Source organism: Vibrio jasicida CAIM 1864 = LMG 25398, assembly GCF_000400365.1.
GTDB lineage: Bacteria > Pseudomonadota > Gammaproteobacteria > Enterobacterales > Vibrionaceae > Vibrio > Vibrio jasicida.
The window spans coordinates 72513-95304 of record NZ_BAOG01000009.1; the positions used below are offsets into that span (position 1 = coordinate 72513).

Below are 22792 nucleotides of genomic sequence, written 5' to 3' on the forward strand. Positions count from 1 at the left end.
AACCTGATCAGTAAAATTATCTATTATTGATTTTATCAATATATTGATTCAAAAAGCATTTTCACTGACCATTCCTCTCATCCCCTTGATTGTGATCTTTGTTCATATTCAAAGAAAAATGTAACTCAGTTGCATGCTTTATAAGCATTGAAACGTTTGCTTCTCAAAAAATTAAAATAACATCCATATCCTTTTTAAGGTTTTGGGAAGAGGGCCCCTTCCGAAAATATATATAAAAAAATAATCTGGAAGGAATTGTGATGACATTATTTAAACGAAGCCTCGTCTGTATTGCTGTTGTCGGCCTGATGGCTGGCTGTAATGACGACGATACGAAATACGTAGAAGTTCCATCGGACTACAGCCCTGTAGTCGCAGAAGGCAAAACACTGACTAACACGCCTGATGTGGTTGTGAAAGGTGAAGCGACACAAGCTGATGAAGTCACCATCGCTATTGCGGCTACATCTGACCTACATGGTCGTTTATTCGGTTTTGACTATGCATTGAATGCGGAAGATGACGACGCTGGTATTACGCGAATTGCGACTCTGCTTGCTGACCAAAAAGCGGCGCACCCAAATATGATCCTGATTGATATCGGTGATACGGTTCAGGGCAACTCCGCGCAGCTATTCAACGATGATCCAACTCACCCAGTAGTCGAGAGTATGAACTCTCTTGGTTTTGATGTTTGGGTACCTGGCAACCATGAATTCAACTTTGAGCGTTCGTTTGTCGATCGCAACCTCGATCATTTTAATGGTGCGGTACTGTCTTCAAACATCAAATGGGAAAGCAACGATGTGAACTACATTCGTGCGTTCCAAATGTTTGAAGTGGAAGGCGTGAAAGTGGCGATCGTTGGTCTAACGCCATCGAACGTCCCGAACTGGGAAGCATCTGCGCCGGATCACTTCAAAGGTTTGAAGTTTGAGAACGAATTGGATGCCACTAAAGAAGCGGTTGACCAACTGGTGTCTAAATACAATCCAGACGTGATTGTTGGTGCACTTCACCTTGGTCGCCAAGAAGATGGTGGTGTGGGTGTTTACGAAATCGCGTCAGCAATGGCGGATAAATTCGATGTCATCTTAGCGGGTCACGAACACGCGAACTACATCGAGCAAGTGAATGCTGATGGCACGGTTACCCCAATCAGTAAATCAACATCAGAAATCGGCGGTGAAAATACGTTGATTGAAGACAAAACCAAGTCTGGTGAATACAACCAAGACAACCGCGTGCAAAGCGTCAAAATCATTGAGCCGGGCAAGTGGGGGGCTTACCTTGCGAAAGCTGAGATTCAACTGAAGAAAGTTGATGATAAGTGGACAATGGAAGACACCACATTGACCAACATCGGTACGAAGAAAGTGGAACAAGAGCAAGCGCTGCAAGCGAAATTCCAATACGTGCATGATATCTCGGTTGAAGACGCAACTCGTGAGCTTGGTCGTGTAACGGGTGACTTCACACCAAGCGCAACTGGCTTCCCAGATGAAGCGACAGCGACGGATTACAACTACACCGCAGAGCGTCTGTACTCGACGATTCACCTTGCGAAAGTCGTTGATACACCGTTGATGGACGTGATTAACCAAATCCAAATGCAGAAAATCGAAGATGCGGTTGGTGAAGGTAATGGTGCGGTTGTGTCTGCTGCGTCGTTGTTCTCAGATCAATCTAACCTGATCGATGGCGAAGTGTACACCAAAGGCAAATCGACCAACTTGTACAAGTACGATAACACCTTGCTTGGCGTTGAGATGACAGGTGCAAACCTGAAACGCTTCATTGAGTGGTCATACTCTTACTTCAACCAGTATCAACCGGGTGACATTACGGTGTCGTTTAAGAAAGGCGCGCCAGCTTACCTATACGACCAATTTGATGGTGACATCGAGTTCACTGTAGATCTAAGCAAACCGTCGCTAGAGTTGGATGAAAACAACACGGTGACTAATGAAGGTAGCCGCGTGAATATCACCAGCATTGGTGGCGAGCAGTTCGATCCAAACGCGACTTACAAAGTGGCGATGAACAGCTACCGCTTTGGTTCGCAAATCCAGAAGTTTGGTTGGGCGAGCAAAGACGATGTGTTCTATGACTCAGTGAATGAACAAGTGTACGCAATTCGCGACATGCTGACGGAGTATGTTGAAGAGAACAAAGGTATCAACGTGGCAGATTTCAGTGGCAGCGTGGGTAACTGGTCATTCACTCAATACCTACCAAGTGGTGACATCACGACACTGCGTGAGGGCGAAGGCAAAGCGCTGTGGGATCAATTGAAGAATATGGAAATCTGTGTCTCGATTGACTTGGAAAACCCAAAGTACCCAGCGATTGTTAAGTCTGTGAACATCAATGATTCGTCTAGCTACTTTGTTAACCCTAACAAAGACGCGGCGACCCTTGATGAGAAAATAGCAGGTTGTAATCCAACTCATTAATCCTGCATGTGGGCGCGGTAGTTTTACCGCGCCTAATTTTACTCGCTTAAGACAAAACCGGTTTGAGTGAGTGATGTAGAAGAGTGCTTCATGATCAAAAGAATCTATAACCGATGGGGTTTCACCCTGCTGATTACCCTTATCTCCACGCTTATCTTCCAGTTTTCTTCTTCGTGGAGTGAAGATTTCCGTCCTAAATCTCGTCAGCAACAAGAGTTTGTTGAAGCGACCGTCACGCGTTCGATCTCAAACCATGTTGCGCCCGATCCGCTCGTGCCGGATGTGATGACAGGTAAGCAAGTCTTCATGGCAAAAATCCTTGATGGAGAGAGTGAAGGCTTAGAGGTGGAAGTCACCAATCCTCTTAGTCGCCAGCACAACGTGTATGTCAGTGAAGGCGATACCTTCATCATGATGATCCGTGAAACCACCAATGGCACCGTCTATTGGGCGTATAACCACAAACGATCAGACGCGATTTACCTGATGCTTGCGCTGTTTTGCGCGCTGCTGCTGAGCTTTGGCAAGAAAGAGGGCATCAACTCAATGGTTGCTCTTTATTTCACTGCTGCCTTGATCGTTGGCGTGTTGGTGCCGAGTATTTTTGCGGGTTGGAATCCGATGTTGGTCAGTATCTTATTGATGGTGGTGATCATCGTGGTCAGCTTTATTCTCGTTTCTGGCTATAACCGTAAGAGTTTATGTGCCATGGGCGGCACGTTATTGGGCGTGATCGCCGCAGGTGTAATGGCGCAGTGGTTTGGTGAAATGGCGCACTTGTCGGGCATTTACCTCGACAAAGGCGAAGACGTTATTTATCTAACGTCGGTGAAAATGGGCATTCGCTGGTTGATGTTCGTGACGATTGTCGTTGCTGCGCTTGGCGCCGTTATGGACGTTGCGATTTCGATTGCATCGGCGTATGCGGAGCTGCAACAAACCGACCCTAAACTCAAACCAAAGCAGTTGGTTAGAGCGTCGATGAATATTGGTCGAGACATCATGGGCACCATGACTAACACCTTGATCTTGGCGTTTGCTGGCGGCTCATTGACGACCATCATGATGGTGTGGGGGCTTAACATGCCAGCGAGCCAGTTTATGAACATGCCGCTGGTGGGACTTGCGGTGGTGAATGCGTTAGCGGGCAGTGTAGGCATTGTGCTTACTATCCCTTTTACTGCATTTTTAGCGCCTTATGTGTTTAAACATCCGCAAGTGGATACGCAGCCAGAACAGGAGCAAAAGAAGGTTGAGCAAGACGAAATTCAGCTGTTTTAACGATATAAAACCGCAATGAAAATAAATGCAAAAAGGGCGCTCCGATGAGCGCCCTTTTTAAGTTTCAAGTGTTGTAGAAAGAGGGGATTACCAACCTTTAACTACGCCACCTTTGAAGATGTCTTTCGCTGCTTCGTAAACTTCATCAGTTTGGTATGCTTTCACGAAGTTTTGTACGTTAGCGGCTTGAACATTGTCTTCACGAGCAACGATTAGGTTTACGTATGGAGACTCTTTGTCTTCTACGAAGATACCGTCACGCTCAGGTGTTAGGTCGATTGAGCTTGCGTAAGTCGTGTTGATGATAGAAATCGCTACGTCATCAAGAGAACGTGGAAGTTGTGCTGCATCTAGCTCCACGATAGTGATGTTTTTTGGGTTACCAACGATGTCACGTACAGTTGCTTGTAGACCAACGCCATCACGCAGTTCGATCAAACCTTGTTGCTCAAGAAGTAGAAGAGAACGACCAAGGTTTGTTGGATCGTTTGGTACCGCGATACGAGCGCCATCTTCGATCTCATCAACCGATTTAACTTGCTTAGAGTAACCCGCAATTGGGTATACGAAAGAGTTGCCAGCCGTTACTAGCTTGTAGCCACGGTCAGTTACTTGCTGGTCTAGGTATGGCTTGTGTTGGAACGCGTTTGCGTCGATTGAGCCATCATCTAGCGCAGCGTTTGGTGTAACGTAATCAGTGAACGTCACCAACTCAACATCCAAGTTGTATTTCTCTTTCGCAACTTTTGCTGCTACTTCAGCAACTTGAGCCTCTGCACCCGCCATTACGCCAACTTTTACTTTGTTTGCGTCGACTTCTTTATCACCACAACCTGCTAGAACAAGTGCAGAAGCGGCAGTGGCTACAGTCAAAAGACTCTTAAGGCTAAATTTCATCTTTATCTCCTTATAATTGGTATTTTCAATTCTTATCTGTGGTCTACACGGCGTACGATTGCATCACCGATAGACTGAATAATTTGTACTAGTACAATTAGCATCACGACAGTCACGGCCATGATAACGACATCATAACGGTGGAAGCCATAACGGATGGCTACGTCACCAAGACCGCCGCCGCCTACCGTCCCCGCCATTGCTGAATAGCTTACTAGTGTTACTAGGGTAATGGTCACTGAGTTAACAATAGTCGGCATTGCTTCAGGAAGCAGAACTTTTGTGATGATTTGAGTTGGGGTTGCGCCCATAGACTGAGCGGCTTCCACTAGGCCTGTCGGTACTTCCAGTAAAGCACCCTCGATCAGACGTGCCACAAATGGGATTGCACCAATCGTGAGTGGAACAATCGCTGCCGTTGTACCAATAAACGTACCGACAAGCAGCTTGGTTACTGGAATAATTGCAACCATCAATACTAGGAAAGGCACTGAACGGCCAATATTGACTATCGCGCCAAGAACGCCATTTAGCTTGGTGTTTTCAAGCAAGCCACCTTTTTTAGTGGTATGCAGAATCACACCAAGAGGGATGCCAACCGCGAAACCAACGATGCCAGCAACTGCCACCATGTAAAAGGTTTCCCACGTTGCGCCCAAAAGTAGGTTGCTGTTTAAGCTCAGCCATTCAGAAATCGTATTAAAGGACATAGCCAAGTACCTCTACTTTCACGTTGTGCTCACGCAGGAATTCAATTGCTGCGTTATCATCTTCTTCGCTACCAAACAGTTCTGCGACCATCATGCCGAACTTCACGCCGCCAGCGTAGTCCAGATCGGAACTTAGGATGCTCACGTCGATGTTGTACTTACGAGCGATTTGCGTCATCAGAGGGGCATCCACGGTTGCACCAGTAAATTCTAGGCGAACCAACGGGTAGCTGTTTTCTACGCGCGTAGTTTGTAAGCGAGCTTGGTAATCTTCTGGAATAGAAAGATCCAAAGTAGAGCGAATGAACTCGTGTGCCAGTGCTGTCTTCGGATGAGCGAAGATTTCACCAACGGTGCCTTTTTCCACAAGTTCACCATCACCAATGATCGCCACTTCGTAACAGATGCTCTTAACCACTTCCATTTCGTGAGTGATAAGCAGAATCGTGATATCCAGTTTGCGGTTGATTTCTTTTAGAAGTTCTAGGATTGACTGCGTCGTTGCAGGGTCGAGTGCGCTGGTCGCTTCGTCACACAACAAAACATTTGGATCAGAAGACAGAGCACGTGCAATCGCCACACGCTGCTTTTGACCTCCACTTAGGTTTGCTGGGTAGCTTTCGTGCTTGTCAGAAAGGCCAACAAGTTTAAGCAACTCAGTCACTTTTGTTGTGATTTGCGATTTGTCTTTGCCTGCTAGCTCAAGAGGGAGTGCGACATTATCAAAAACGGTGCGAGACGATAGCAGGTTAAAGTGTTGGAAGATCATCCCGATGTTGCGGCGGGTTTCTCCCAGTTGTTTCTTGTTGAGTTTGGTCAGGTCTACGCCATCAACAATGATGGAGCCTGATGTTGGGGCTTCCAGCATATTCACGCAACGGATCAGAGTACTTTTACCCGCGCCCGATGAGCCGATAACACCAAAGATGGTGCCCTTCGCGATATTTAAGTTAATGTCCTTAAGGGCAAGAATTTCCTTACTGCCTTGGTAGAACACTTTATTGACGTTTTTAATTTCTATCATGTTTCAACCTGCACAGAGATACTGGGAACTTCGCTGTTAAAAACGGCTTTTAACAGGAGTAAATTTTGAACTCTATCTCAATTCTCAGTTGATGCTATGGGTTAAGCAGTAGTAAGTCAATAGATATTTCTACGTCTAGACGTCTAAAAGTATGGATGTTTTGTTCGGAAATAAAGCAAGAAGATGTTCGGCGGAACGGGATATAAAAGAGGGATATTCAAGATTTACCGATTCTCGGGTGACAAATCAACTGTTTTGTCACTTCCTCATACCAATTAGATAGTGTGAGTGCTTATAAGGTATGTAATAATCTGATGAAACCGAGTAAATAGAGAAATACGTTTTGGCAAAACCTGCTGTTTTTATCGATCGTGACGGCGTGATCAACGTTGACCATGGCTACGTTCATGACGAACATGATTTTGAGTACATTGACGGTGTCTTTGAAGCGACGAAAGCGCTGAAAGATAAAGGCTACCTGTTGGTGCTTGTGACCAATCAATCAGGCATTGCACGTGGTAAATTCAGCGAAGATCGTTTCATTTCTTTGACTCAATGGATGGACTGGAACTTTTCCGACAACGGTGTTGAGTTTGATGGCATCTATTACTGCCCTCACCATCCGGAACACGGTATCGGCGAATACAAACAAGATTGTGATTGTCGTAAGCCAAAACCAGGCATGTTCATCTCTGCTCGTGATTTTTTGAAAATCGACATGGCTAAGTCAGTGATGATTGGTGATAAAGCCGAAGACTTGATGGCGGCTGAAGCGGCTGGTGTTGGTACTAAGATTTTGGTTCGCACTGGTAAACCAGTTACCGAACAAGGCGAAGCGATTGCTACGGTTGTTCTCGACAGCATTGCAGACGTTCCTGCATACCTAAACAAGTAATCTTCATTACTGATTGAGATAAGGGAAGCCGCTGCTTCCCTTTTATTTAAATCCAACTTTTAGTTTGATCACTTATGAGCAAAAAACTCACTATTCTTGATATCGCGAAATTGGCAGGTGTTGGTAAATCGACAATAAGCCGTGTGTTAACCAATGATCCTAAGGTGAAACCGCAAACGCGAGAGAAGGTAGAAAGAATCATTCGTGAATCTGGTTATGTACCTTCTAAGTCTGCACAGTCTATGCGTGGGGGCAGCCAGAAAGTGATCGGGGTGATTATATCTCGTTTGGATTCCCCTTCAGAAAACCGTGCCGTCGGCACTATGCTCAATGCTTTGTATTCAGCAGGGTATGACGTGGTGATCATGGAAAGTCAGTTCGATCGTGAAAAGACCAACGAACATTTAAACGTACTTAAACGCCGTAATGTCGATGGTGTTATCGTATTTGGTTTTACTGGGTGCGATGAGCAAGCGTTAGCGGAGTGGGGCAATCGCATTGTCGTGATCGCGATGGATACCAAGCTCGTCTCTTCTATTAATTACGATAACCAAGGCGTTATTGAGATGGCGTTGTCACACCTAGAGCAACAATCTCTTTCTCGCATTGCTTATATCGGCGTTGATCCAGAAGACCGTACGACGGGGCTTGCTCGCTTGAAGACTTACCAATCTTGGTGTGAGAAAAATCGCATCGAACCTTGTTTTCAAACCGGCAAGCTTAGCCATGAAAGTGCTTATCATCTGGTGGATCAAGTCCTTCAATCCGACACGCAAGCCATCGTTTGTGCCAGTGATACCATTGCTCTTGGGGTGATTAAGCGCCTGCAAGAAAGAGGGCGTGAAGATGTCGTGGTTACTGGTGTGGGTGGCAATGAGCTACTTTCCTTCCTTTTTCCAAATGTTTTCAGTGTGGACCCCGGTTACTCTCTCGCAGGTGAAAAGGCCGCTAACATGCTGATTAATCAATTAAATGGTGATGAGTCTGTGGTGCACTTTACCCAGCAACCAGTTCGTTAATAATCCTCCTTTCGATGGTTTGCTCTAAAATTATACTGTGATCGTTCTCAATTAATGGGACTGTTCCCATTTTGTTTTTGAATGCGGAGTGGCAATATAAAAAACATCGAATGGGAATGTTCCCATTATAAAAATAAAATGATGAATTGAATGTATCCAATACAGGGTGGACAAAGTTATGAGTAAGATTGCGCGTCAAGATGTACAGCGTCTTATTGAACTGGTCGGGGGATCGGACAATATTGCCAGTGTAAGCCACTGTTTAACTCGCTTGCGTTTCGTGTTGAATGACACTGACAAAGCCGATATTGAACAATTAGACGCATTACCTATGGTAAAAGGCTGCTTTACTAACGCAGGTCAGTTCCAAGTGGTGATTGGTACTGAAGTTGATGAGGTTTACAAAGTACTGATCGAGCTGACGGGTAAAAGTGAAGCGAGCAAAGACGAATCAAAAAACGCAGCTCGTCAAAACATGAACATTGTTGAGCGTGGTATTTCTCACCTTGCAGAAATCTTTGTGCCATTGTTACCGGCGATCATCACAGGTGGTCTGATTCTTGGTTTCCGTAACGTGATTGGCGACATCAAGATGTTTGATGGTCAAACGCTAACGGAAATCAGCCAGTTTTGGGCAACGGTACACTCTTTCTTATGGCTAATTGGTGAGGCGATTTTCTTCTTCTTACCGGTTGGCGTGTGTTGGTCAACAGTCAAAAAACTCGGCGGTACTCCGATTTTGGGGATTACATTAGGTGTGACACTGGTTTCGCCACAGTTAATGAACGCCTATCTGATTGGTAAGCAAGTGCCAGAAGTGTGGGACTTTGGCTTATTCGCCATCGAGAAAGTGGGGTATCAAGCGCAAGTGATTCCGGCCATGTTAGCGGGTGTCGCCTTGGCATTCATAGAAACCAATTTAAAGCGAATCATTCCTTCATATCTTTACCTCGTTGTGGTGCCGTTTGTCTCTATTATCGTATCTGTGATTCTTGCGCATTCTATTATTGGTCCATTTGGTCGTATGTTGGGTGACGGCGTTGCTTTCGCAGCAAAAGCAGCCATGACGGGTGACTTCGCGATGATTGGTTCAACCATCTTTGGCTTCCTATACGCACCTTTGGTGATTACGGGTATTCATCACACTACCAATGCGGTTGACCTTCAACTGATGCAAGAGCTAGGCGGTACGCCAATCTGGCCATTGATTGCACTATCAAACATTGCTCAAGCTTCAGCGGTAGTCGGCATCATTATCATCAGCAAAAAACACGGCGAGCGCGATATCTCAGTGCCTGCGGCTATCTCTGCTTATCTTGGTGTAACAGAACCTGCAATGTACGGTATCAACTTAAAGTACAAGTTCCCAATGCTGAGCGCGATGATCGGCAGTGCGATTGCCGCTGCTATCTGTGGCAGCGCAGGTGTGATGGCGAATGGTATTGGTGTGGGCGGCTTACCGGGCATCTTGTCTATCCAACCACAGTTCTGGGGTGTCTTTGCTCTGGCGATGTTGGTGGCGATTGTGGTCCCAGTAGCGCTGACGCTTGTGTTGTATAAGCGCGCACAGATGAAAGGCGAGTTAGAAACCGCTAACGCGTAATTCAAACCGAGGCAGCGATTTGGCTGCCTCGTTTATCTCCTCTATTTTTTAAGATTTTTAAGTTTCCGTTTAATGGTAAGTGAGCGTTAGAAATGGCAATGACCAAGCATGATGAGAGCTGGTGGAAAACCGCAACCATCTACCAAATTTACCCAAAAAGCTTTTGTGACAGTGGAAGTAAAGGCACGGGCGATATTAAAGGGATCATTTCTAAACTGGATTATCTAAAACACCTTGGTGTGGATGCGATTTGGCTGACGCCGGTTTATCAATCACCAATGATCGACAACGGTTATGACATTTCCGATTACTACGCGATCAACCCAGATTTCGGCACCATGCAAGATTTCGATACCCTGTTGGCTGAGGCTCACCAACTGGGTATTCGAATCATCATGGATATCGTGGTCAACCATACTTCGACAGAACACAAGTGGTTTCAATCGGCACTGGGTGACAAAAACAGCCCTTACCGTGATTACTACATCTGGAAAGATCCTGTTGATGGCGCAGAGCCAAACAACTGGCAATCTAAGTTTGGTGGCAACGCTTGGGCGCTGGATGAAAAAACGGGTCAGTACTATTTGCACCTTTTTGCTAAAGAGCAAGCGGACTTAAACTGGGAAAACCCGGTAGTGCGTGAAGAAGTGAAAGAAGTCATCAGCTTCTGGGCAGAGAAAGGTGTCGATGGTTTCCGTCTTGACGTTATCAACCTGATTTCCAAGCAGCAAGATTTCCCAAGTGACGATATTGGTGATGGTCGCCGTTTCTACACGGATGGTCCACGTGTGCACGAATACCTTCAAGAGATCAGTGAAGCCGTATTCCAGAAATATGGTAGTGTGACGGTAGGTGAAATGTCTTCCACCACGCTAGAGCATTGCCAGCAGTATTCAGCGCAAGATGGCAAAGAGTTGTCGATGGTGTTCAATTTCCACCACCTGAAAGTCGATTACCCGAATGGTGATAAATGGACGAAAGCGCCGTTTGATTTCATCCAACTGAAACAGATCTTCAACCACTGGCAAACCGGCTTAAATGGCAAAGGGTGGGGCGCGCTATTTTGGTGTAACCACGACCAACCACGCGTTGTGAGCCGATTAGGTAACGACGAACAATACCGTGTTGAATCTGCCAAAATGCTTGCGGCATCGGTACACATGATGCAAGGCACGCCTTATGTTTATCAAGGTGAAGAGATCGGCATGACCAACCCGGGCTACACCGAAATCAGCCAATATCGCGATGTTGAAAGCACGAACATGTACGACATCATGGTTAATCGCGATGGTGTATCTCACGACGATATGATGGCGATTTTGGCGCAGAAGTCGCGTGATAATTCACGTACCCCAATGCAATGGAACAGCGCGAAACATGCGGGTTTTACTGAAGGCACGCCGTGGCTAGAGGTGGCTCAGAACTATTCTGAGATCAACGCGGAAGCCGCAATTGCCGATTTGAACTCGGTGTTCTACTTCTACAAGCGCTTGATTGAACTACGTAAACAGGTTCAAGTAATCACTGATGGTCGTTACGAGGACTTGCTGCCAGAGCACAAACGTATTTTTGCTTACGCTCGCCAGAACGACAAGCAAACGTTGTTGTGTATTAACAATTACTACGGCGAAGAAGTGGAGTGTGTGTTACCAGAGCGCTTTGATATGAGCAAAGCCAAGAATCTGCTTTCCAACTATCAGAATGCGACCAGCGCGATTACTTCCAATCATCAAGTTCTGCGTCCTTACGAAACACGCATCTTGCTGATTGAGTCTTAGAGGCAAATAAAAAATACCCCTAAGGATTTCGATCCTAAACAAAAGGCTTTGGGGTGCTCCCCAAAGCCTTTTTTCTATGAGATAAGACAGCGGCTTATGCTTTCTCGATCTTGCTCAGTGTCGCTTTCTCTTCACTGATTTGAGCCTGTTCTGCTTTCAACAGTTCAACTTGTTCAATCAACCCTAGTGCAGGGTTGAACCAGCGCTCTGCGGATGTTTCAAACTCCATTGAGTCCATCTCGTCACATCTTAGGTTATAAGTATTCGTTTCGGTTAGGTAGGCGGCTTCAATTGATTTGCCAGACACTTTGAAAGTTTTGCGTGCGCCTGTTTCGGTGATTTGTTGGCTCCAGCCCGCTTTACAGTTTGCCTCATTTGGCAAAGTTTTTACCCATTGGTGATCATCAAAATCATTCAGTAGGTTTGCCACTTGTTCACCATTTAGATCTAAAATGACTGAGACCGTGTTTACGCTGATATCAATGTTCGGATCTTTCTCCTTAACTGTCGAACCTTCCAAGCGAAATACTGGGCTGCTGTTCATGATGGGTACGATAAAGCGATGATCAACGAGATAGGTGTCCGTGATTTCATGCAGTGCGCCATCCGTACCGGCAAAGTAAATCGACTTCTCTTCTTCGCCGCTCTCTTCCACTTGCTGTGATAGGTAAAACTGAGTGATACCGTTGTTGACTAAGTCATGGATAACTTGTTGCACTGGAGCTGATTGTGGGATCAGAGTTAAAGCGTCAAGAAGTTCTTGGCTGCTCATTGGATCAAAATTCATCAGCACCGAGCCCACTTGTTGCCCGTCTGCAGAAATGGCGTAGTTCAGTTTTGTTGTTACTACTGGGGAAAAAGATGAGTTTTGGATCGGGTAATCGATGCTATTTTGTGGGCCTTTATTGCCGCTTGATGAGCCGGAAGAAGAGCCGCCGCCACAGCCGTAAAGTGCGATCGTAGCTGCTGCGATAAGCGTCATTTTTTTAAGCATGAGTTTACATTCCTAGTTGGTAAAGGCTGATAAATCGAGCCGTTATTTGAATGTCGCCATGCTAAGTTTTGAGTGAGAAAAAGGGCAAAAAATAAAAGCTAATAGAGTTAAATGAAAGCTTAATTTTATATTTAGGTCTTTGTTTTATCTGGATTAATATCTGCCTCGATATTGGTGCAGTATTCTTCAATTAATGCCTTCCAACGCATCACTATTTCCTTTTCCTTAATACTGACACGCAACTTCTTCCAAGGCTGTAAGCAGGTTTCTTTGGATTCTGGTTGTGACAAGCGACTAAACAATTCTTCAGAAGGCATTACGCGCAGCAGAGCCACCAAAGACTCCATATAATTGAGGCGGAATTGGTCAAGCTTATTCTGCTTGTAGGCGATATGAGAGACAAAAGTGTAAATCAGGGCATTTTGAATCAATGAATCTCCTGCCGGTGTCGTCAAGAAAGTTTTCGCCTTATCGAGATTACCAAGTTTGTAGTGGAGGATCCCCATCCATAAATTTAACTCATCAGGTAAGGCGTCAAACCCGGATTGTACTTGATAAAGAAAACCTTCGAGTTCGGCTTTATTTTGTTCGTATAAAGCTAAATGCCGAGCAATCGTGATGGCGGCAAACTCATCCATGTTTTTGATATCAGTCGTTGAAAATGCTTTTCCAAGCAGCATTTTCTTGTGGGCGTCACTCAGATGCCAAGTGCTTTTGGACGGTTCTGGTAAGTTGAAGTATTGGGCAATGTCCGTGTGGAGCTTAAACAAATCCGACTGTAAGTGTGCGGTGCGAAGCATGTATTGGTTACGAAAGGCCAGTTTACCCGTAGCAGGGTAAATCAAGTTCATTTTTGCCTTTAAAACACCTTCGGTCGGACCATCTTTGAGTTCAATATTAAGTTGATAATCGCTGGTTTGCATGTTGCGAGCGCCAGGGAAATAAGGCGTCTTGTTGATTGGATCGAGGAAATAGCTCGGTGCATCTTGGTTAGCGATGTCCGTATATGGGTACTCAACTTGTTGTTGCAATAATATCGCTTTCACCATGGTGCGGTATTCCCTTGCCTCTGCACCTAAGGCATCAACACGATTAAGCAGTAGCTCCACTTTTGGAATCAGCAGTTGGTTACGAGTTTGCTGAGTGGAGACTCCTTGCTGTTGCCAGACAATAACGGAAAGTATCACGCAAGAGGCAGCTAGCAGAGCACAAAGGCAGTAGGCGATAGGCCATTTCAATGACGAAGTCGTTTTTTGTGGGTTTGCCACCTTCGCTTTACGTTTGTCGGCTCTCGCTGGTGGTATTAACTGAATGTTGGCTGGGTTGAAAAAGTAACCTTTACGCGGGTAGGTCACCAATAGTTTGGCGGCATCATGCTCTGGTAAGTGCTCTTGTAGCAAGGCCCGAAGTGTACTGATTCGATTGGTAAGTACGTTCTTTGAAATGAACTTACTTTGCCAAATGGTCTCTATGATGGTTTCTGCAGACAGCGGGTGGCCAACACTGGTGAGCAGCAGTTCTAATAACTCGATGCTACGCGGCTCAAGATCGATAACGACCGCTTGTTTGTGAAGGGTTTGAGTCTCTGGGTTGTAGATCAGCTCGCCAATAACAATCTGACTGTTGGTTTGTTTGGCTCGTTGTAGGAAGTCGCGCATACCATCATGAGTGATTAGGAAATGGCGAAGTATTATATAGTCATTGGAGCGCAAAATCTTATAAATTGCGCTCCAATTATCACAGAAAGGTTATGAACCGTAGCTCACAGAATAGCGATGTGGTTTGTGGTTCATCGCAAGCACTAGGTTCAGTGCGAATGCACCAAGAATCGAGAGGCCGATAACCCAAGGCGTGACGAAGAAGAAAGACGCAAATAAGATGCAAGCGTCAATCGCCATCTGCGATTTGCCAACAGAAATGCCAAACTTGTCTTGAATGAATAAGCACAGTACGTTGAAGCCACCCAAGCTTGAACGATGACGGAATAAGATCAGCATACCTAAACCCATCAGTAAGCCACCGGCTACCGCACAATAAACCTCGTTAATCGATTCAAGTGAAATCAGCAAATACAGGTTGTCCGCAAAGATAGAAACCAAAGCGCCAGAAATTGCACTATTAATCGCAAAATGACGGCCGAAGCGTTTCCATGCTAGCAAGTAAAAAGGACAGTTGGCTAAAAAGTACAGCACACCAAACGTAAAAGGTGTAAATTGGCTAATAAGCAGAGCTAATCCTGTGGTGCCTCCGGTTAAGAGGCTCGCGGATTGGAGAAAGAAAACGCCTTGAGCGACCAAAAAGGTCCCCGTAAGAATTGCCATCCAGTCTTCTTTTCTTGAGTGTTTTTCCATCTATTATGCAGTCGTTAGTGATAAATCGGGCGTGCATAGTAGTAAAAAGATGATCTTTTCGGTAGCTAGAGGGTAAAATTTGCGGTAAACCTATGTAATTGTCGTTTTACAGGGTGTAAAGCACAAAATTGACAGTCAACGGATCATGGTTAAACGATTGCAACATCGTCATGATATTTCTTGCTTGTCACCATGAAAAAACTGCATGAGAAAAATTGTAAATTTCTCTTTATGACCTAGATCAAATTATGTAGAATGCGCGCCATTAGGTCGACGAAAACGTTTGCGTTAGGTCGTTATCCAGTTTTTTTGCAACTTTCAGTACCAATCTGAGTCAGGAGATACAGATGCTTAAGCGTGATATGAACATCGCAGATTACGATGCGGAACTGTTCGCAGCTATCCAGGAAGAAACACTTCGCCAGGAAGAACACATTGAACTAATCGCTTCTGAAAACTACACAAGTCCACGTGTAATGGAAGCTCAAGGTTCTCAGCTAACGAACAAATACGCTGAAGGCTACCCAGGCAAGCGTTACTACGGCGGTTGTGAGTACGTAGATAAAGCTGAAGCACTGGCAATCGATCGTGCATGCCAACTGTTCGGTTGTGAGTACGCGAACGTACAGCCTCACTCAGGTTCTCAAGCAAACAGCGCAGTTTACATGGCGCTTCTAAACCCAGGCGACACAGTTCTAGGTATGAGCCTAGCGCACGGTGGCCACCTAACTCACGGTTCTCCAGTAAACTTTTCTGGTAAGCACTACAACGTGATTCCTTACGGTATCGACGAAGCAGGTCAAATCAACTACGACGAGATGGAACAGCTAGCGCTTGAGCACAAGCCTAAGATGATCATCGGTGGTTTCTCTGCTTACTCACAAATCGTTGATTGGAAACGCATGCGTGAAATCGCGGACAAAGTTGACGCTTACCTATTCGTAGACATGGCACACGTTGCTGGTCTAATCGCAGCAGGCGAGTACCCAACACCAGTTCCACATGCTCACGTAGTAACAACGACTACGCACAAAACGCTAGCAGGTCCTCGTGGCGGTCTTATCCTTTCTAACGAAGGTGAAGAGCTGTACAAGAAGCTCAACTCAGCAGTATTCCCTGGCGGTCAAGGTGGTCCTCTAATGCACGTTATCGCTGGTAAAGCGGTAGCGTTCAAAGAAGCGATGGAGCCTGAATTCAAAGCTTACCAAGCTAACGTTGTGAAAAACGCGAAAGCAATGGTTGGTCAATTCCAAGAGCGTGGCTACAAGATCGTTTCTAACGGTACTGAGAACCACCTATTCCTAGTTGATCTAATCGACAAAGACATCACTGGTAAAGATGCAGATGCAGCACTTGGTGCAGCAAACATCACAGTAAACAAGAACTCTGTTCCAAACGATCCACGCAGCCCATTCGTAACGTCTGGTATCCGTGTAGGTACACCAGCAATTACTCGTCGCGGCTTCACTGAAGATGACGCGAAAGAGCTAGCAAACTGGATGTGTGACGTTCTAGATAACATCGGCAACGAGGAAGTTATCGAAGCAACGAAACAGAAAGTTCTAGAGATCTGTAAGCGTCTACCAGTTTACGCATAGTTCTCTGTGTAAATTCGCTTTCTTTGAAAATAACTCAGGCGAACTCGTTCTATTTCTGCGATTCGGTTTGATTATTTGATTGATGAAAGGTCCTCATTTGAGGGCCTTTTTGTTTTTCTAGCGTATGGAAATATCAGCTTAGAGTGCGCTGAAATCAGATTTCTGATATCGCCTAGGATCTTCGGAATGACGCTGCTTTTGGTTCTGAGAAATAAGCTTATTGTCCAAATGATGGTGTTTTATGTTCGACAGATACAAAAAAGGCTGGCACTGAGCCAACCTTTCTCTTCAAAACAAGCGAGCGCTTATTTAATCTCGATACCTTGAGCCTGCATATCGGCATGGTAAGAAGAACGAACGAATGGACCACACGCCGCGTGCGTGAAGCCAAGTTCTAGTGCGATCTCTTTTAGCTCGTCAAACTCTGATGGTGGAACGTAACGCTCTACTGGCAGGTGGTGACGGCTTGGTGCTAGGTACTGACCAAGTGTCAGCATTGTTACACCGTGTGCACGTAGGTCTTTTAGTACTTGGACGATCTCTTCTTTCGTTTCGCCAAGACCCATCATAACACCTGATTTGGTCGGTACATTTGGGTGCTGCTCTTTGAACTTTTGCAGCAATTGTAGTGACCATTTGTAGTTCGCGCCTGGGCGAGCTTTACGGTACAAACGAGGTGCCGTTTCTAGGTTGTGGTTGAAGACATCTGGTGGGTTGTCTTTCATCAGATCAAGTGCTACATCCATACGGCCACGGAAATCAGGTACAAGCGTTTCAATCTTGATGTGTGGGTTCAGTTCGCGGATTTCACGGTTACAGTTTGCAAAGTGCTCTGCACCGCCATCACGCAAATCATCGCGGTCTACTGAAGTGATAACGACGTATTTCAGCTTCATGTCTGCGATGGTTTTAGCCAGTTTCTTCGGCTCTTCAGCTTCTACTGCAAGCGGACGGCCATGGGCAACGTCACAGAATGGACAACGGCGAGTACAGATAGCGCCAAGGATCATGAAAGTAGCCGTACCGTGGTTAAAACATTCCGCTAGGTTAGGGCAAGAGGCTTCTTCACATACTGAGTGAAGGTTGTTCTTGCGCATCGCTGATTTGATGTCTTGAATACGTTGGCTGTCGGCTGGTAGCTTGATCTTCATCCAATCAGGCTTACGTAGCACTTCTTTCTGCTCTGTAGGCATGTTCTTTACGGGAATCAATGCCATTTTGTCAGCGTCGCGGTATTTGACGCCTTTTTCCATCTGGATTGGTTTGCTCATGCTTTGTTACCTTGAGAAGGTGCTTCTGTGCTGAATTCTACTTGCTCGTAATCAAGCAAAGTAACGAGTTCTTGTATTAGTTGTTTTTCCACGACTTCGATATCTTCAGGGCCGCCAACTTGGCTAACCTGAACCATCTCCATTCCTTCATAGCCACAAGGGTTTATACGTAAAAACGGACCTAAGTCCATATTGACGTTCAACGCTAGGCCGTGGAATGAGCATCCTTTGCGAATGCGAAGGCCGAGAGAACATATTTTTTTACTGTCGACATAAACACCTGGGGCATCTGGTCGCGCAGCAGATTCGATATTGTATGCCTTTAGGGTGTTGATCACGAGGTTCTCTATGTGCGTAACGAGATCTCGCACCCCTAATTTTTTACGACGCAGGTTGATCAGAAAGTAAGCGACAAGCTGACCAGGACCATGGTAGGTCACTTGACCCCCGCGATCGCTTTGTACAACAGGAATATTACCAGTGTTAATGAGGTGTTCGGCTTTACCCGCTTGACCTTGTGTAAATACTGGGTTGTGTTCTACCAACCAAACTTCATCAGGCGTGTCGTCTGTGCGTTGATCAGTGAACTCATGCATCGCCTTCCATACAGGCTCATAATCTTGGCGTCCAAGTCGTCTTACAACAAGTTGGTGTTGCATGGGGATTCCTGTCACTAATATATAAAGTTTTTGGATTATAAACCGGATGAGTTTGATGCTCTACAGTTGAGTAACAGATTTTTAACTGAAAGAGTCAGTGGTTTTCATTATCTACATGATAAATAAAAAGAAAGCAGCCGAAGCTGCTTTCAAAAAAAATTTAATTTATCAAAAAATTATAGAACCATGCGTACGATGTCGATTTCACCCAGTTCTTTGTAAAGGGTTTCAACCTGCTCGATAGAGGTAGCAGTAATATTGATAGACACCGAGTGGTAGTTGCCCTTAGCACTTGGTTTTACTGCTGGGCTGTAGTCACCTGGAGCATGACGCTGGATTACTTCAAGAACGAGTTCTGGAAGTTCAGGTTTTGCATGCCCCATTACCTTGTAAGTAAATGAACAAGGGAACTCAAGCAGGTCTTTCAATTTTGCATCAGAGTTGATGGTTAGCATATCGGTAACTCCAGTTGGTATTCGTTGCGGTGCGAAATAGTACAGTCAAATTAGGGTGAACTCAAGATCATCCCCAAGCATCTTAACGTCGCTTGAGTATAGATAACAAAGCCGCCCTAGTTGGCGGCTTTGCGGACTTGTTTGTTGTTCAGAAGCGACTGTTAGAAGAAGCTCTTAAACAACAATACGATGTAGTCCCACATACGGCTAAATAGGCTGCCTTGGTCTACAGTTTCTAATGCCATTAGTGGGTACTCAGCAATATCTTCACCATCAATTTGATAGTATAGCTTACCAACTACATCACCTTTATTAATTGGGGCTTCTAGCTCTTTTTCAAGTACGAAGCTTGCCTTTAGATTCTTTGCTTCACCACGAGGTAGCGTTACGTAAGTATCTTGGTCAAGACCCAGAGCAACCGTATCTTTGTTACCCATCCATACTTTTTCTTCTACAAACGTTTCACCCGCTTTATGTGGCGCAACGGTTTCGAAGAAGCGGAAGCCGTAGCTCAGTAGCTTTTTGCTTTCTGATTTACGAGCGTTTGCATCTTTGGTACCCATTACCACTGCAACTAGGCGCATTTGACCTTCAGTTGCCGAACTTACTAGGCTGTAGCCCGCGTTGCTAGTATGGCCAGTCTTGATGCCATCAACGTTCATGCTCTTATCCCACAATAGGCCGTTACGGTTGTACTGTGTGATGCCGTTGTAAGTGAATTTTTTATCTGAGTAGATACGGTACTCATCAGGAACGTCACGGATCAATGCTTTACCAAGCAGTGCCATGTCATAAGGTGTTGAGTATAGATTTGGGTTATCTAGGCCGTGCACGTTAGCAAAATGCGTGTTGCTCATGCCAATTGTGTTTGCCCATGCGTTCATTAGGTCTACGAATGCATCTTCAGAGCCTGCAATGTGTTCAGCCATTGCGACACAAGCGTCGTTACCTGATTGAATGATGATACCGCGGTTTAGGTCTTTCACCTTAACTGTGGTGCCAACTTCAATGAACATTTTTGAAGAATCAGGGAAGTTTTTCGCCCATGCGTTCTTACTGATGGTTACATCATCGTCTTCTGAAATATTACCACGCGCTAGCTCTTGGCCAATTACGTAGCTGGTCATCATTTTTGTCAGACTAGCAGGAGACAACTTTGTGTTCATCTCTTTCTCAGCCAGAACTTTACCTGAGTTGTAATCCATCAAAACGTAGCCTTTCGCTGCGATTTGAGGTGCGTCTGGGACAACAACTGGTGAAGCAAAAGCAGATTGAGCGATGGTTGCAGTTAGCGCAACCGAAGAAACGAGAATAGATTTCACAAACTTATTTTTATTCATGGTAATTCAAATTTTTTGGTTAACTGTCGACATCTTAACAGAATCCCTGCTTATGTAAGAAGGGCTCTGCATAGAAATTCATGACACCAAGGTCATTTGTCAGTTTTGTGTTTTTTAATAAATGCGGACGAATAGCCGAGCAACTTTACTTTATCCAGTGTTGCTTGCGTCAGGGAATAGTCAGTAAATGGCCCTAGCAACAAGCGGTGAGTTTCTTTCGTGCTCTCCAAGAAAGTTTCTGTATCCAGCTTTTGACCAAGCTCTTGGCCTAAAGTTCGCGCTCGATCTTCATATTTTGAAGAAGCAACTTGAATCACGTATTTTGGGTGCGCAGCTAAAGACTTTTCATCGGTTGGCTTATCAATGGTGATGACTTCAATTTGTACGTTCGCTGTGCCAGTTTTCACGACGTCGAGCTTATGAGCGGCGGCGTAGCTTAAATCAATAATACGGCCGTCATGAAATGGGCCACGGTCGTTAACACGTACAACGGTTGATTTACCATTGTCGGTATTGGTGACTTTAACGTAGCTCGGTAATGGCAGCGTTTTGTGTGCGGCTGTCATTGAGTACATATCGTAAATTTCACCGTTGGACGTAAGGTGACCTTGGAATTTTTTTCCGTACCAAGAGGCACGGCCTTTTTCCGTAAAACCTTTTGCGTCACGAACGATTTTGTAGTCGGAACCTCGTAGATTGTAATCGCTGTTACCACCTAAGCTGTATGGTTCATATTTAGGATGCGCATCCTCAATGTGCTCGACCGATAGAGGTTTATCTGGTGCTACATCGGATTCAAGTTCATAACGGCCTTCTTGTGTTTTTTGGTCGGTAGAAGAACAGCCCGCCAAAATAACAGCAGAAAAAACTAAGGAATATAAAGCGCGTTTTTGCATGGTCTAGGTCGCCTTAGAGAATGCTTTTCGGTGCGTGTGGATCGACATCAAAATGCCAAAACCAGCCATCAGTGTCACCATGGAAGTGCCACCATAACTGATCAACGGTAAAGGTACGCCTACTACGGGTAGGATGCCACTTACCATGCCGATATTTACAAAAATATACACGAAGAAGCTGAGTACAATACTGCCTGCCATCATTCGGCCAAACGCAGTTTGTGCTTGGCTTGCGAGGTAGAGACCTCGTCCAATAATAAAGAGATAGATGGTCAACAGGCAAAGGAAGCCAATCATACCCCATTCTTCAGCAATTACTGCAAAGATAAAGTCAGTGTGACGTTCAGGAAGAAATTCTAACTGTGATTGAGTGCCTTGCAACCAACCTTTGCCGGAAATACCACCAGAACCAATCGCAATTTTACTTTGGATGATGTGATAACCGGCACCGAGAGGGTCTGATTCAGGGTTGAACAGAGTACGAACGCGCACTTTTTGATACTCACGCATCAAGAAGAACCACAAAACGGGAATGAAACCACCAAGCGCCAGTGAGGCACCAGCAATGATTTTCCAACTGATACCCGCAAGGAAGATAACAAAGATGCCTGATGCAGCGATCAGAATCGAGGTCCCTAAGTCAGGTTGCTTTGCGATGAGAATGGTTGGCAAGCAAACCATGATCAACGCAACGATGAGGGTTTTGAACGTCGGGGGAAGTGGTTGACGACCGATATAGCGCGCGACCATCAAGGGTACGGCGAGCTTGAGAAGCTCAGAAGGTTGGAATCGAACAAAGCCAAGATTTAGCCAGCGCTGTGCGCCTTTGGAAGCTTCACCAAAGAAGAGCACGCCAAAGAGCAGTATGACACCACCGACAAACATGAGAGGCGCGAGGCTTTCGTAAGTTCTGGGCGAGATCTGTGCTAAGACGATCATCACGACTAATGATAGGGCCATACGCATGGCTTGGCGGTCCATCATCGCCAAGCTCTGGCCACTGGCGCTGTACATGATGACCAAGCCAAAGGCCATTAGTGCAAAGATGCCGAGTAAAAGCGGCAAGTCGATATGGAAGCGTTCAAACAGGGCTCGGTTCTTACCTGTAGAGGGATCCATTTTCATCACTGCGTTACCTCTTGTTTCTCTTTGGCTTGCTCATCGTCTGGTTCGATTTTTTCTGGCCCAACGATCACTCGGTCGAAGATCTTTCTTGCTACTGGTGCGCCATTACTTGAACCACCACCGGCGTTTTCAAGCACGATTGAAACGACAACTTTAGGATCGTCAAATGGCGCAAAACCGGTAAACAGGGCGTGGTCGCGCAGATGTTCTGCGACTTCGTCTGCGTTGTATTCTTCGTCTTCACCTAGACCGAAGACCTGAGCAGTACCTGATTTACCACCCGTTTGGTAATCCATATTGTAGAAAGAGCGACGAGCCGTCCCTTTCGCACCATGGTTTACCAAGCGCATGCCTTCTTTGGCCATGTTCCAGTATTTATCCGGCACATTTTGAATTGGCGGGTAGGTGACGTATTCAAAGGTCTTTTGCTCTTCAAAATC

At 45.5% G+C, this 22792-nt stretch carries 20 protein-coding genes; 7 read left to right on the forward strand and 13 right to left on the reverse strand.

Features of this window, described 5'->3' with window-relative positions; all coding sequences use genetic code 11:
• The first annotated feature begins 260 nt into the window (after positions 1-260).
• Positions 261-2456, forward strand: a complete 2196-nt coding sequence (locus VJL_RS03010; protein ID WP_038875588.1) for a bifunctional metallophosphatase/5'-nucleotidase — start codon at positions 261-263, stop codon at positions 2454-2456.
• A 90-nt stretch (positions 2457-2546) separates the two neighbouring features.
• Positions 2547-3737: a YibE/F family protein gene (locus VJL_RS03015; RefSeq protein WP_038875591.1), complete on the forward strand. Its 1191-nt coding sequence runs from the start codon at positions 2547-2549 to the stop codon at positions 3735-3737.
• An 87-nt stretch (positions 3738-3824) separates the two neighbouring features.
• Here VJL_RS03015 and VJL_RS03020 read toward each other — a convergent pair whose 3' ends face one another.
• From VJL_RS03020 to metN, 3 genes are read right to left on the reverse strand one after another with little or no spacing between them, the layout of a single operon-like run.
• Positions 3825-4634 carry a MetQ/NlpA family lipoprotein gene (locus VJL_RS03020; protein WP_038865401.1) on the reverse strand — a complete coding sequence of 270 codons (810 nt, stop codon included), beginning with the start codon at positions 4632-4634 and terminating at the stop codon, positions 3825-3827.
• A gap of 32 nt (positions 4635-4666) precedes the next feature.
• The gene (locus VJL_RS03025) at positions 4667-5344 is read right to left on the reverse strand and encodes a methionine ABC transporter permease (protein ID WP_038865400.1); all 678 of its coding nucleotides are present in this window, start codon (positions 5342-5344) and stop codon (positions 4667-4669) included.
• On the reverse strand, positions 5334-6368 hold the full coding sequence (gene metN / locus VJL_RS03030; RefSeq protein WP_038875594.1) for a methionine ABC transporter ATP-binding protein MetN: 1035 nt from the start codon (positions 6366-6368) through the stop codon (positions 5334-5336). The genes VJL_RS03025 and metN overlap by 11 nt, the downstream gene beginning before the upstream one ends.
• A 343-nt stretch (positions 6369-6711) precedes the next feature.
• On the opposite strand from metN, the gene gmhB reads away from it, so the two are divergent.
• The 4 genes from gmhB (at position 6712) to treC (ending at position 11663) form a co-directional block, all read left to right on the forward strand.
• Positions 6712-7263, forward strand: a complete 552-nt coding sequence (gene gmhB, locus VJL_RS03035; protein WP_038865397.1) for a D-glycero-beta-D-manno-heptose 1,7-bisphosphate 7-phosphatase — start codon at positions 6712-6714, stop codon at positions 7261-7263.
• A gap of 74 nt (positions 7264-7337) precedes the next feature.
• A complete protein-coding gene (gene treR, locus VJL_RS03040) occupies positions 7338-8282 on the forward strand; it encodes a trehalose operon repressor TreR (protein ID WP_038865396.1) in 945 nt (314 codons plus the stop codon).
• A gap of 178 nt (positions 8283-8460) precedes the next feature.
• Positions 8461-9885 carry a PTS trehalose transporter subunit IIBC gene (gene treB / locus VJL_RS03045; RefSeq protein WP_038865395.1) on the forward strand — a complete coding sequence of 475 codons (1425 nt, stop codon included), beginning with the start codon at positions 8461-8463 and terminating at the stop codon, positions 9883-9885.
• Positions 9886-9977: 92 nt separating this feature from the next.
• Positions 9978-11663 (forward strand): alpha,alpha-phosphotrehalase, encoded by a 1686-nt coding sequence (gene treC, locus VJL_RS03050; protein ID WP_038875598.1) that lies wholly within the window; start codon positions 9978-9980, stop codon positions 11661-11663.
• A 94-nt stretch (positions 11664-11757) separates the two neighbouring features.
• On the opposite strand, the gene VJL_RS03055 is transcribed toward treC, so the two are convergent.
• The 3 genes from VJL_RS03055 to VJL_RS03065 form a co-directional block, all read right to left on the reverse strand.
• Positions 11758-12657 carry a hypothetical protein gene (locus tag VJL_RS03055; RefSeq protein ID WP_038875600.1) on the reverse strand — a complete coding sequence of 300 codons (900 nt, stop codon included), beginning with the start codon at positions 12655-12657 and terminating at the stop codon, positions 11758-11760.
• Positions 12658-12788: 131 nt separating this feature from the next.
• Positions 12789-14315: a winged helix-turn-helix domain-containing protein gene (locus VJL_RS03060; RefSeq protein WP_038875603.1), complete on the reverse strand. Its 1527-nt coding sequence runs from the start codon at positions 14313-14315 to the stop codon at positions 12789-12791.
• A gap of 90 nt (positions 14316-14405) precedes the next feature.
• Positions 14406-15008 (reverse strand): YitT family protein, encoded by a 603-nt coding sequence (locus VJL_RS03065; RefSeq protein WP_038875605.1) that lies wholly within the window; start codon positions 15006-15008, stop codon positions 14406-14408.
• Between the two features lie 347 nt (positions 15009-15355).
• Here VJL_RS03065 and glyA point away from each other — a divergent pair, with 347 nt between their 5' ends.
• Positions 15356-16606 (forward strand): serine hydroxymethyltransferase, encoded by a 1251-nt coding sequence (gene glyA, locus VJL_RS03070; RefSeq protein WP_005440106.1) that lies wholly within the window; start codon positions 15356-15358, stop codon positions 16604-16606.
• Between the two features lie 305 nt (positions 16607-16911).
• On the opposite strand, the gene lipA is transcribed toward glyA, so the two are convergent.
• The 7 genes from lipA to VJL_RS03105 form a co-directional block, all read right to left on the reverse strand.
• Positions 16912-17877, reverse strand: coding sequence for a lipoyl synthase (gene lipA / locus VJL_RS03075; RefSeq protein ID WP_038875607.1), 966 nt, complete (start codon positions 17875-17877; stop codon positions 16912-16914).
• Complete coding sequence (gene lipB / locus VJL_RS03080) at positions 17874-18536, reverse strand: lipoyl(octanoyl) transferase LipB (protein WP_038865385.1); 663 nt, start codon at positions 18534-18536, stop codon at positions 17874-17876. The genes lipA and lipB overlap by 4 nt, the downstream gene beginning before the upstream one ends.
• A 176-nt stretch (positions 18537-18712) precedes the next feature.
• Positions 18713-18991 carry a DUF493 family protein YbeD gene (gene ybeD / locus VJL_RS03085; protein WP_038865384.1) on the reverse strand — a complete coding sequence of 93 codons (279 nt, stop codon included), beginning with the start codon at positions 18989-18991 and terminating at the stop codon, positions 18713-18715.
• A 161-nt stretch (positions 18992-19152) separates the two neighbouring features.
• Entirely contained in the window at positions 19153-20331 is a 1179-nt protein-coding gene (locus VJL_RS03090) for a serine hydrolase (RefSeq protein WP_038865383.1), read from the reverse strand.
• 92 nt (positions 20332-20423) lie between these two features.
• A complete protein-coding gene (locus tag VJL_RS03095; protein ID WP_038875609.1) occupies positions 20424-21227 on the reverse strand; it encodes a septal ring lytic transglycosylase RlpA family protein in 804 nt (267 codons plus the stop codon).
• A gap of 3 nt (positions 21228-21230) precedes the next feature.
• On the reverse strand, positions 21231-22352 hold the full coding sequence (rodA, locus tag VJL_RS03100) for a rod shape-determining protein RodA (protein WP_038875610.1): 1122 nt from the start codon (positions 22350-22352) through the stop codon (positions 21231-21233).
• A partial coding sequence (locus VJL_RS03105) for a penicillin-binding transpeptidase domain-containing protein (RefSeq protein WP_038875611.1) occupies positions 22352-22792 on the reverse strand: 441 nt, incomplete at its 5' end. The genes VJL_RS03105 and rodA, both read right to left, overlap by 1 nt.